The organism is Protofrankia sp. CiP1_Cm_nod4, assembly GCF_982290645.1.
Window position 1 is genome coordinate 1 of the sequence record NZ_CEVIVC010000036.1, and the last position, 11,774, is coordinate 11,774.

5 protein-coding genes and 2 rRNA genes are annotated in these 11,774 nt (G+C 70.4%); 5 read left to right on the forward strand and 2 right to left on the reverse strand.

Annotated features, from left to right (window positions below; translation table 11 throughout):
• Positions 1 to 135: 135 nt before the first annotated feature.
• From AC5LSR_RS09400 to AC5LSR_RS09410, 3 genes are all read left to right on the forward strand, one after another.
• Positions 136 to 3,218: ribosomal RNA gene (locus tag AC5LSR_RS09400) — 23S ribosomal RNA — on the forward strand.
• A 69-nt stretch (positions 3,219 to 3,287) separates the two neighbouring features.
• A 5S ribosomal RNA gene (rrf, locus tag AC5LSR_RS09405) occupies positions 3,288 to 3,404 on the forward strand.
• Positions 3,405 to 5,045: 1,641 nt separating this feature from the next.
• Positions 5,046 to 6,467, forward strand: a complete 1,422-nt coding sequence (locus AC5LSR_RS09410) for a hypothetical protein (protein WP_493468360.1) — start codon at positions 5,046 to 5,048, stop codon at positions 6,465 to 6,467.
• Positions 6,468 to 6,558: 91 nt separating this feature from the next.
• Here AC5LSR_RS09410 and AC5LSR_RS09415 read toward each other — a convergent pair whose 3' ends face one another.
• Positions 6,559 to 7,998 carry a DUF1015 family protein gene (locus AC5LSR_RS09415; RefSeq protein WP_250292062.1) on the reverse strand — a complete coding sequence of 480 codons (1,440 nt, stop codon included), beginning with the start codon at positions 7,996 to 7,998 and terminating at the stop codon, positions 6,559 to 6,561.
• A 659-nt stretch (positions 7,999 to 8,657) separates the two neighbouring features.
• Here AC5LSR_RS09415 and AC5LSR_RS09420 point away from each other — a divergent pair.
• Positions 8,658 to 9,332, forward strand: a complete 675-nt coding sequence (locus AC5LSR_RS09420) for a tetratricopeptide repeat protein (protein WP_445548477.1) — start codon at positions 8,658 to 8,660, stop codon at positions 9,330 to 9,332.
• Positions 9,329 to 10,729 carry an HAD-IIA family hydrolase gene (locus tag AC5LSR_RS09425; protein WP_493464817.1) on the forward strand — a complete coding sequence of 467 codons (1,401 nt, stop codon included), beginning with the start codon at positions 9,329 to 9,331 and terminating at the stop codon, positions 10,727 to 10,729. Before AC5LSR_RS09420 ends, AC5LSR_RS09425 begins: the two co-directional genes overlap by 4 nt.
• Before the next feature lie 285 nt (positions 10,730 to 11,014).
• Here the strand turns inward: AC5LSR_RS09425 and AC5LSR_RS09430 are convergent, their stop codons facing one another.
• Entirely contained in the window at positions 11,015 to 11,353 is a 339-nt protein-coding gene (locus AC5LSR_RS09430) for an SCP2 sterol-binding domain-containing protein (protein WP_250281845.1), read from the reverse strand.
• Between the last annotated feature and the right edge of the window lie 421 nt (positions 11,354 to 11,774).

Here is an 11,774-nt window from a genome sequence, read left to right on the forward strand (position 1 = left end):
GTGTCTGGTGGGGTTGTCTGCGTGTGCGGACCATCTGCTGTCGTGGGACTGCCGGCCGGGTGCTGGTGGGCCGTGGCGGGGTGGGTGGGGCCGTCTGTATCTTGAGAACTACACAGTGGACGCGAGCATCTTTGTGGCCAAGTTAGTAAGGGCACACGGTGGATGCCTTGGCACCAGGAGCCGATGAAGGACGTGGGAGGCTGCGATATGCCTCGGGGAGCTGTCAACCGAGCTATGATCCGAGGATTTCCGAATGGGGAAACCCGGCAGGGCTTGAAATCCTGTCACCCGCGCCTGAACACATAGGGCGCGTGGAGGGAACGCGGGGAAGTGAAACATCTCATTACCCGCAGGAAGAGAAAACAACCGTGATTCCGTGAGTAGTGGCGAGCGAAAGCGGATGAGGCTAAACCGATGGCGTGTGAGAGCCGGCAGGCGTTGCGTGGTCGGGGTTGTGGGAGCGTTCGGGCGGGTCTGCCGATCCGTCGAGGAGTGAGAAAGCGTCGTGTTAGTCGAAGGCCATGCGAATGGGCTGCCGTAGAGGGTAAGAGTCCCGTAGGCGAAAGCATGGCGTCTCCTGAGCGTTTTCCCAAGTAGCACGGAGCCCGTGAAATTCCGTGTGAATCTGGCGGGACCACCCGCTAAGCCTAAATACTCCCTGGTGACCGATAGCGGACGAGTACCGTGAGGGAAAGGTGAAAAGTACCCCGGGAGGGGAGTGAAATAGTACCTGAAACCGTGTGCTTACAATCCGTGGGAGCGGGGGCGTGCCCCTGTGACCGCGTGCCTTTTGAAGAATGAGCCTGCGAGTTTGCGATGTGTGGCGAGGTTAACCCTTGTGGGGGAGCCGTAGCGAAAGCGAGTCCGAACAGGGCGTTTGAGTCGCATGTCCAAGACCCGAAGCCGAGTGATCTATCCATGGCCAGGTTGAAGCGCGGGTAAGACCGTGTGGAGGACCGAACCCACCAGGGTTGAAAACCTGGGGGATGAGCTGTGGATAGGGGTGAAAGGCCAATCAAACTCGGTGATAGCTGGTTCTCCCCGAAATGCATTTAGGTGCAGCGTCACGTGTTTCTTGCCGGAGGTAGAGCACTGGATGGCCTAGGGGGCCTACAAGCTTACTGAAGTCAGCCAAACTCCGAATGCCGGTAAGTGAAGCGTGGCAGTGAGACTGCGGGGGATAAGCTTCGTAGTCGAGAGGGAAACAGCCCAGATCGCCAGCTAAGGCCCCTAAGCGTGCGCTAAGTGGGAAAGGATGTGGAGTCGCGGAGACAACCAGGAGGTTGGCTTAGAAGCAGCCACCCTTGAAAGAGTGCGTAATAGCTCACTGGTCAAGTGGTTCTGCGCCGACAATGTAGCGGGGCTCAAGCGCACCGCCGAAGCTGCGGCATACACACGTGTGTGTATGGGTAGGGGAGCGTCGTGTGGCGTGTGAAGCGGCGGGGTGACCCAGCCGTGGATGCTACACGAGTGAGAATGCAGGCATGAGTAGCGCATGACGGGTGAGAATCCCGTCCGCCGAATGACTAAGGGTTCCTGGGGCAGGCTGATCCGCCCAGGGTAAGTCGGGACCTAAGGCGAGGCCGACAGGCGTAGTCGATGGATAACGGGTTGATATTCCCGTACCGGCGCTGACGCGCCCATGCTGAACCCGGTTCGTGCTAACCGTCCGAGCCATGTCCTGCTTTCGGGCAGGGGGTGGGGAGCGCGGGATCCCGGCTGGTAGTAGGCAAGCGATGGGGTGACGCAGGAGGGTAGTCCAACCCAGGCGGTGGTTGTCCTGGGGCAAGGGTGTAGGGCGAGGCATAGGTAAATCCGTGTCTTGTGTGCCTGAGACCTGATGCCGAGCCGATTGTGGTGAAGTGGATGATCCCATGCTGCCGAGAAAAGCCTCTAGCGAGTGTCAGGGCCGCCCGTACCCGAAACCGACACAGGTGGTCAGGTAGAGAATACCAAGGCGAGCGAGTGAACTGTGGTTAAGGAACTCGGCAAAATGCCCCCGTAACTTCGGGAGAAGGGGGGCCGTTGTCCGTGTAGGGGCTGTGCCCCCGAAGCGGATAGTGGCCGCAGAGACCAGGGGAAAGCGACTGTTTACTAAAAACACAGCTCCGTGCGAAGTCGTAAGACGATGTATACGGAGTGACGCCTGCCCGGTGCTGGAACGTTAAGGGGACGGGTTAGCATTTCGGTGCGAAGCTCAGAACTTAAGCGCCAGTAAACGGCGGTGGTAACTATAACCATCCTAAGGTAGCGAAATTCCTTGTCGGGTAAGTTCCGACCTGCACGAATGGCGTAACGACTTTCCTACTGTCTCAACCACAGACTCGGCGAAATTGCATTACGAGTAAAGATGCTCGTTACGCGCGGCAGGACGGAAAGACCCCGGGACCTTTACTATAGCTTGATATTGGTGCTCGGTTCGGCTTGTGTAGGATAGGTGGGAGACTGTGAAGTCGGAACGTCAGTTTCGGTGGAGTCGCTGTTGAAATACCACTCTGGTCGAATTGGGTGTCTAACTTCGGTCCGTGATCCGGATCAGGGACAGTGTCAGGTGGGTAGTTTAACTGGGGCGGTTGCCTCCTAAAGAGTAACGGAGGCGCCCAAAGGTTCCCTCAGCCTGGTTGGCAATCAGGTGTCGAGTGCAAGTGCACAAGGGGGCTTGACTGTGAGACAGACATGTCGAGCAGGTGCGAAAGCAGGGACTAGTGATCCGGCGGTGGCTGGTGGAAGCGCCGTCGCTCAACGGATAAAAGGTACCCCGGGGATAACAGGCTGATCTTGCCCAAGAGTCCATATCGACGGCAAGGTTTGGCACCTCGATGTCGGCTCGTCGCATCCTGGGGCTGGAGTAGGTCCCAAGGGTTGGGCTGTTCGCCCATTAAAGCGGTACGCGAGCTGGGTTTAGAACGTCGTGAGACAGTTCGGTCCCTATCCGCCGCGCGCGCAGGAGACTTGAGAAGGGCTGTCCCTAGTACGAGAGGACCGGGACGGACGAACCTCTGGTGTGCCAGTTGTTCTGCCAAGAGCACGGCTGGTTGGCTACGTTCGGGAGGGATAACCGCTGAAAGCATCTAAGCGGGAAGCCTGCTTCGAGATGAGGTCTCCCACAGGGTGAACCTGGTAAGGCCCCCGAGTAGATGATCGGGTTGATAGGCCGGAGGTGGGCGTACGGTAACGTATGGAGCTGACCGGTACTAATAGGCCGAGGGCTTGTCCTCGAAGGTGTTGCGCGTCCACTGTGTGGTTCTGGGGGTATGGCCGGTTTCCGGTTGTATTCTGGTGAGTGTTTCGGTGGTTATAGCGAAGGGGAAACGCCCGGTTCCATTCCGAACCCGGTAGCTAAGCCCTTCTGCGCCGATGGTACTGCGTGGGTGACCGCGTGGGAGAGTAGGTCGCTGCCGGACTTGGTTGTGGTGGGGAGGGGCTGCCCGGTTTCGGGTGGCCCCTCCTTGCTGTGCGGGGAAACCTCTACGGGAACCCCCGTGGGAACCTGTTGGTGGTCGAGGTGCCGCCCCCGGCCGCGGTGAGGTACCGGCGCGGCGGGAACCGGCATGGGCGGGGGATGAAGCCCGTCCTGTGGGCCGCTTCCGCTGCGTGAGGCGGCCGGATGATGTTCCGTGCGGTGTGCGCCGGGAGCCGCGGGATGAAGGGTTGTCGGCGTGGTGGTGGATGATGGGGATGTGATGTCGGTGCAGGGAGGCGGCCAGATGCGGACGACTGGAGGCACGGGGGGTCGTTCCGGCCGTCAGCCGCGGGATGGCCGCGGCTATCCGGAGGGCCCGGCCGTGACGGTGGGAGCTGGAAGGTCCGGTGGGCGGGCAACCGCTCGTCGGACGGTGAACGGCCGGGGGAAGGCAGCGGCCAGCGCGACGGAAAGCCTCGCGGAGAAGCGGTGGCGCGGGGCCCGTGAGGCTCGCCGTACCACCGGCGGAGGCCAGTACGTCCGCCAGGATCGGCAGGCCCGTGGTCAGGCCGCCCGCGACCAGGCGATGACGAACGTCCATGGTGACAGGATCCGTGGCGACAGAAGCGGCAACGGGAGCACGGGCGGGTATGGCCGGGCGGCCCGCGGCGCCGACCCGGATCGCCGTCCGGGCCGGCACGGCCCGGACGAGCGGGCTGCGGGCGCGCGGTCCGCTGCCAGCGCTCGAGGTGGGCCGGGGATCCGGCCGGGTCGCCCCCACGATGATTCCGACCGTCGTTCGGCCCGCCCCGCGGGTACACGCGGTGAAGCACGGCAGGGTGAGTCACGGCAGCCGGCAGGAAACCGTCACCCGGATCGCGGGGCAGGCAGCGGGCACGACGGCCGGGCCAACGGCAACCGGGCGGATGGATTCCGACAGTCCCGACCGTCGACAGGCAGATCGCAACCAGCGGGCTCCCGCTCCGACCGGCCGTGGTCGGCGGCGAAGGGAGCCGAGGGAGCGAACGTCCCACGGAATTCCCGACAGGCCTCCGCGGGCCCTTCCGGGGGGCGCTCCTTCACACAGCGCTCTTCCACACAGTGGCGGGATGCCGCGCAGCCGTCACGCCCTTCCGGTGATTTCTCCGGCCGACGTGGGCCGGGGCAGTCCGGACAGGCGTCCGGAGCCGGCCGTGCCGGCGGGTCGTCACGTGCTGATGCCGAGCGGCGCGGTCACGGCTCGGCCGGGCGCACGCCTGGCACGGGATCCGGCGCCGGCCATTCCGGACCGTCTTCGCGGACGCCGTCGAGTGGGGGCCGGTACGGGCGGCCCGACCAGCGCCGTGACGACCGTTCCTCCTCCCAGGGGCAGCGGGGCTCCTCCTCCCCGGGGCAGGGCTTCTCCCGGGGAGCGGGCCGTGGTGGCGGCTACGACGCCGGTAGCCGTACCGTTGGCGGCCCGGCCGACAGTTCGGCCCCTCGCGGCCCGGCCACTGACAGGCCGGGCGGGGCACCGCCGCGGGGAGCCTCCCGTCCGTCGGCTCATCCGTCGGCCCGTTCGTCGGCCGGCTCCGATCGTCGCGATGACAGCCGGGCACCTCGCGTGTCCGGCGGCACCGACCGGTCACCGATCAACCGGCCATTGACCGACCGGCGCGACGGGCCCGGCGATGGCCGGCGGGCGCCTGGTACCGAGTCGCGGCCTGTCACCGCCTCCCCGCGGGAATCCCAGGAGGTCAGGGACACCCGGGCGCGGGACCAACGCAGTTATGATCATGACGTTCGAGGTGCCGCGGCCCGGGGCTCCGGCGCGGCCGGGCCGGACCAGGCCGCGGCAGGCCCGCGGGATTCCGGCCACTCGCGGGGCGCCGACCGACCAGGCGCCGACCGCACCCGGCCCGGCGAGCATGACGCTGGCCGGCAGGACCATGACAGGAACCGGCAGGACCACCCCGGAAGGAAGACCCCGGGAGCGGACCGGCGGACATCGGGCGCCTCGCCGGCATCAGGCGCTCCAGCGGGACGCCGGAGCGGCCCCGGGCCGTCGGGGTCCAGGCCGGGACGCGCTGGCGGGGCAGCCGGGACGGATCGTCGTGGCGCGGCCGGTGCCGCCCACCGCCGTCCGGATGCCTCGGCGGGTTCCCCGGCGTCCCCGCGCGGTGGCGCGGGCGCCGGCCGGGGAGCTGGGCGTCCCGGCCGGCCGGCGGCACCGGAGCTGCCGGACGAAGCCCGCGCCGAACTCCTCGACTTCGAGGTCACGCGGGAGCTGCGCGGGCTGGGCGCGTCCCTGGCCGAACCGGTGGCCCGGCATCTGGTGGCCGCGGGCATGTACCTCGACGAGGACCCCGCGCTCGCGCTCGCGCACGCCCGCGCGGCCGCGGGGCTGGCGTCCCGGATCGCCGTCGTCCGGGAGGCGGTCGGGCTTGCGGCCTACCACGCGGGGGAGTTCGCCACGGCGCTCGCCGAGCTGCGTGCGGCACGCCGCATCGACGGGTCCCCACGGCACCTTGCCGTGATGGCGGATGCCGAGCGGGGGCTCGGGCGTCCCGAGCGCGCCCTGCTGCTCGCCCGTGATCCGGGGGCGGCCGAACTCGACGAGGAGGCCCGGGCCGAGCTGCTGATCGTCCTGTCGGGCGCGCGGCGTGATCTGGGTGAGCCGGAGGCCGCGGTTCTGCTGCTGCAGGACGAGGCGGCTGCCGCCGGCGTGCGGCCGTGGAGCGCGAGGCTCTGGTACGCCTACGCGGAGGCGCTGCTGGCCGCGGGCCGTCCCGCCGACGCGGCACGCTGGTTCGCCTCCGCGGCGACCGTCGACGACACCCAGCAGACCGACGCCGCGGACCGTGCCACGGAGCTGGACGCCGCGGAGCCGGACATCCTGGGGCCGGACATCGCGGGGCTGGACATCGTGGGGCTGGGCGCCGCAGGGCTGGACATCGCGGAGCCGGACATCGTGGGGCTGGGCGCCGCGGAGCCGGACATCGTGGGGCTGGATGCCGCGGAGCCGCCGGAGGACGAAGCGGTTCCTCCCGTTCAGGAGCCCGAGCGGGGTCCGGGGGCCGGATAGGACCTTCGAACCGGACGGCCGGGGCGCTCTCCCGGCCGTCCGGTCGTCTGCCGCTGGCTGCCTCATGCCTCGGTCAACGGCACCGGTGCGGTTACTCGTCCAGCGGGCGGATCAGCAGGCCGCTGCGCGGCTTGGGCGTGAACAGCGTCGACTTGCGCGGCATCCGTTCGCCGGCCGCGGCCACGGCGGCGACGTCCGCGGCCGGGGTCGGGTTCAACAGCAGCGCGATCGCGGCGTCCGGCGCCGCCACGTCGGCACCGGCCGTGGACGTATTGGACGCGGACGCCGCGGCACCGCCGGCCACCACTGCCGCCGTGGTGTCGCCGGGCGCGGGCACCGCCGCTGTTGCCGCTGCCCCTGTTGCCGCTGCCGCTGCCGCTGCCGCTGTGGCGATCGCGGTGGCGGCGTCATGCCGGTAGCCGACCACGTCCTCGGTGTCCGCCAGCCCCCAGACTTTTGTGATCAGCGCGAGATGCGCGACGGTGACGTCGAGCTGGCGGAAGGCGGCGGAGCGGTCCGCCGGCAGCGCGTCGGCGAGCAGCACCGGGTCCGGGCGCGTCAGCAGGAACGCCGCCCGGCCGTCAGTGATCACGAAGGCGTGGCCGTCCTGGCCGGCCTTGGCCAGCTCACCGAGCAGATACGTGCCAGCGGGGTCGCCGACAGCGTCCAGCGGCTTCACCTGGAACACCGTCCCGGCGCGGCGGACGGCTTCGCTGAGGGCCAGGCCGTGTACGACCCGGTGGATCGCATGGACCCGTGGGCCGGACACCCGGGCGTCCACCAGGAAGGCCAGGCCGAAGTCCCAGGGGCCGCCGCCGTGACCCGCCGTGTGGCGGTCGGCCTGGTAACGGCGGTAGGTGGCGTACCGGTGGTGGCCGTCGGCGATCACCGCCCGCCGTCCGTACAGATCGTCGGCGACGGCGGCGAGCCGCTCCTGGTCGGTCAGCGCCCAGATGCGGTGGGTGACACCGTCGTCGGTCGCCGTGGTCAGGAGCGGTGTGCTCGTCACCGTCTCGGCGACGACCCGGCTGGCGGCCCCGCCGCCCTCGTACAACAGGAAGATCGGCTCGAGGTTCGCCCCGGTGGCCACGGTCAGGGCCAGCCGGTCGGTGACCGGGCCGGTCATGGTGTTCTCGTGCGGCAGGATGATCCCCGCGTCCGGGTCGGCCAGCGCCACCGCACCGACCAGGCCTCGCTGGACGTGCCCGTCCTGGGCCTGCTCGTACACGTACAGCGCCGGGCGTTCGTCGCGGCGCAGGACCGCGTCGGCGGTCCAGGCGCGCAGGGTGTCCGCGGCCCGCCGGTAGCGGCTTCCCGGGGAGTCCTCGTCGTCGCGGGGGAGGATGAGCCGGACGGCGTTGTGCGGATGCCGTGCCTCCAGCGCGGTGACACCGGCGGCGTCGATCACGTCGTAGGGCGGGGCGGTCCGTGACGCCAGCTCCGCACCGTCGTCCGCGGCATACCGCAGGGCCCGGAACGGGGCCAGGACCAGTCCGCCAGGTGAGGGTGGTGCCGGGACGGGAGCAGCCATGCGGCGATCGTATGGGTCCAGCCGCCACCGACGCCGCCGGCATCGAACGGGCCTGGCATCGAACGGGCACCGCCGGCACCGGGACGGGCACCGGGCTGGCAGCCCGCCGACGGGCACGGAACCGGCGGGCGGCGACCGGCGTCGGAGGAACCTGTGCCGCCGTGGACGCCATCGACACCGGCCGGTGCCGTCGGCCCCTGCCTTGCGCGGACGCCCTGCGGGCGCCGCCGGCAGCGGAGGAAACTCGTGGGCTGCGCGGTCGGCGAGGTATGCGACGTCCTGCGGGCGCCGCCGGCACTGGAGGAAGCCCGTGGCGCCGAGCCCGGCCGGCGACCAGGTCCGCCTGCGGGCGCCGCCGGCAGCGGAGGAAGCGCGTCCCGCGGTGGAAGGGACGGCGGGCGGTGAGGCGACGAAATGGTACGCACCTCCACCGATCGGCGCGATCGGTGGGAGCGGGGGGTGGTTTCCGGCGACACTGGGAGCTGGGCCTCGGCCACCGGCGTCTGGCCATGTGGGTGCCGACGTCGGCATATCGGAGGTGCATCGAAGGTTCAGACGGGTACCGGGGCGCGGATGCCACCGGGTCGCGGCACGGCAGGAAACGCAGGGAAAGCCAGGACAGGCAAACAGAGCCAGGACAGGCAACGAGGGAGGCGCGGATGTCCGGCGGGCACGACGGACCGGTTGCCGGCGAGGGGAGGGGCCCCCGCGACGAGTGGCTGCCCGCGAGCCTGGGGCGCATCCCCGACACCCCTCCCGCTCCTGGCACCCCCGTTCCCGCCAACACCCCGGCCGCTGGCACCCCTGCTCCTGGCGGTGACAGCGCGGCCGGCGCCGAGGGGGCCGGTACCGTCCCGGGCGCCAGCGGGTCCGGCGCCAGCGGTACTGCAGATGCCGCCGGCGTCGGCGATGCCACCCAGCTGGGTGGTGGCAGCCCCGGTGGCAGTCCTGGCGGTGAGGTCTACGACTGGTACACCCGGGGTGTCGCCCTGCTCGACCGGGGCAACGCCAACGCCGCGGTCCAGCTGCTCGCCCATGCCGTGGCCGCCGAACCGGGCTCGCGCAGCGTCCGGGAGGCGTTGGCCCGGGCCCAGTTCGACGCCGGCCAGTACGGCGCGGCCCGGGAGAGCTTCGCCTGGATCGTCGCCCACGACCCGACCGACGACTACGCCCAGTTCGGGCTCGGCATGGCGGCTCGCCGCACCGGTGACCTGCGCGCGGCGGTGGAGCATCTGGCGCTCGCCGTCGCGATGCGTCCGGACCTCGGGCACTACGGGCAGGCGCTGCGGGGTGTGCGGGCCGCGCTCAACCGGCCGGTGCGGGGACGGCCGTGACCCACGGCCTGGGCCTGTCCACCCAGCCGGCCGGCCCGGATGAGCCGGGGGCCCCGAGCGAGACGGGCGAGTGGGGTGGGCCGGGTGGGCCGCTGTCGGCGTCGCCGGCCCCGCTCGTCGACGTCCACGACGCCGCCCTGATGGACCTCGACGGGGTGGTGTACCGCGGCTCCGAGGCGGTGCCCCACGCGGCGCCGGCCATCGCCGCCGCCCGTGGACGCGGGATGCGGACGGTGTTCGTCACCAACAACGCGCTGCGGACGCCGGCCCGGGTCGCCGAGCGGCTGCGTTCCTTCGGGGTGCTCGCGGCGCCGGCCGACGTGGTCACCTCCGCGCAGGCGGCGGCGCGGCTGCTCGCCGGACGCCTGCCCCGCGGGGCGGCCGTCCTGGTCGCCGGCGGCGAGGGCCTGCGCGAGGCGGTGCGGGACGTGGGCCTGCGGCCGGTGACCACCGCGGGGGAGGGGCCGGCTGCGGTGGTGCAGGGCTTCGACCCCGCCATCGGCTACGCCCGGCTCGCCGAGGCCGCGCTCGCGATCCAGGCGGGCGCGCTGTGGGTTGCGAGCAACACCGACGCCTCGGTACCAACCGAACGCGGCCTGCTGCCCGGCAACGGCTCACTGGTCGCGATGCTGCGGACCGCGACCGGGGCGGTCCCTCTGGTGGCCGGCAAGCCGGAGCGGGCGCTGCACGAGGAGTCGGTCCGCCGTGCCGGCGCCCGCTCGCCACTGATCGTCGGCGACCGGCTCGACACCGACATCGCCTCCGCCGTCCGTTCGGGCACGCCGTCCCTGCTGGTGCTCACCGGGGTGACCGGCAAGGGCGAGCTCCTGCGCGCCGGGGCGCACTATCGGCCGACCTATGTCGCGGCCGATCTGCGGGGCCTGTTCGTACGTCATCCGGGCACCCGGCTGTCGGTGTCGGCCGCTGGTGACGGGGCTACCGCCGGCCCGGCGGACGAGGCGTGGCCGGACAGGGTGCCGGACAGGGTGCCGGACGAGGTGGAGGCGTTCTGCGGCCGGTGGGCGGCCCGGGTGCGGGCGGGGACACTGACCTGGCGGAGAGTACGTCCGGCGGGCCGGCCCGCCGACCGGTCGGAGGCTGTGCGCATCACCGACGGTGACAGCCCTGGGCGTGGGGGCAGGGAAAGCCCGTCGGGCAGCGCTTCGCCCAGGGACGCCGTGTGGGCACGGGAGGGCGTGCGGGACGAGGGCGTGCGGGACGAGGGTGTGCGGGACGAGGGTGTGCGGGACGAGAACGTGCGGGATGAGGGTGTGTGGGACGACGGCCTGGACGCGCTGCGGGCGGCGTGCGTGGCCGCCTGGGCGGCGGCGGACGCGGGTGGCCCCGTGCGCGAACTGGCCGGCGGCCGCCCACCCGGCTGCGCCGACCTTGCCTGACGCGCTTGCCTGACGCGCTTGCCTCCCGAGACGTGGTTGTCCCGCCTGACGGGATCCCGTCAGGAACGTTCCCGGTGGCATCGCGCGATGGCCTGGCGGGCCGGCCGCCGCGGGTATCGCCCGCGGGCACATGACCGGCCGTCCGCAGACGATGATCATCCATCGTGGACGGCGATCCACGGATGATCCGCGGGATGGCCTACAGGGCGGGAAGGCCTGCCGGAAGGAACGCATCCTGTCGGCGAAGGCCGACCGCTGGATCGGCGCGGTCCGCTACCGGAAGGCCTACAGGAAGGAACGCATCCGCAGCAGGTCCCACATGCTGGCGTCCACCTTCAGTCGGCCACTGCTCCACGCAGATGTAAGCTCTAGGCTGCCATCGGTAACGGCGATCAGATCGTCGCTGTTCACCGTGACGGTCACCTGCCCAGCCGCGCCGTTGCCTTCACTGATATTGAGGACGCTGCCGTCACGCAGTTCCGCGCAGAAACTCGCCCCGAGATCAGGAATCCGACACACGATCGTGCGGTCGGGTGCGAGCCTGCGCAGACGCTCGTCGGCGAGTTCGTTGAGCCGCTCCGCCAGCGTGTGCAACGCCGTCGCGCACTGCTGCATGGTCGCCATACCGGTCGATTCCTCTCTCCGGCCAGGTCCGTACCGTGCCCTGCCGGCCGTCGCTCGTCAACAGATAGCAGCGGGCTGCCTTCCGCTGCCGGTCGGTGGCGGCGATACTGCCCGTCGCGCCGAGGCGCTTCGGTCGCGATGCACCCGGCTGCGACAGTCAATACCGTGGACGGGATCCGACATGCTGGATGGGACGACAGCGGCGTGCCGCGGGACGACGCCCCTGCCACCACCGTCACGGAAGAGGACACCGTATGACCGTTGACGTCCCGGACGACGTCCAGGCCGCGCGTGCCCGGGTGGAGCGGCTGCCGACGCTGCCGGTGTCGGCCCACGTCGCTGTCTTCGAAGAGGTCCACCGGCTCCTGGACGGCGTGCTGGCGGACCTGGACGGGCTCGCCAGCACCTCACCGCGGCCGGA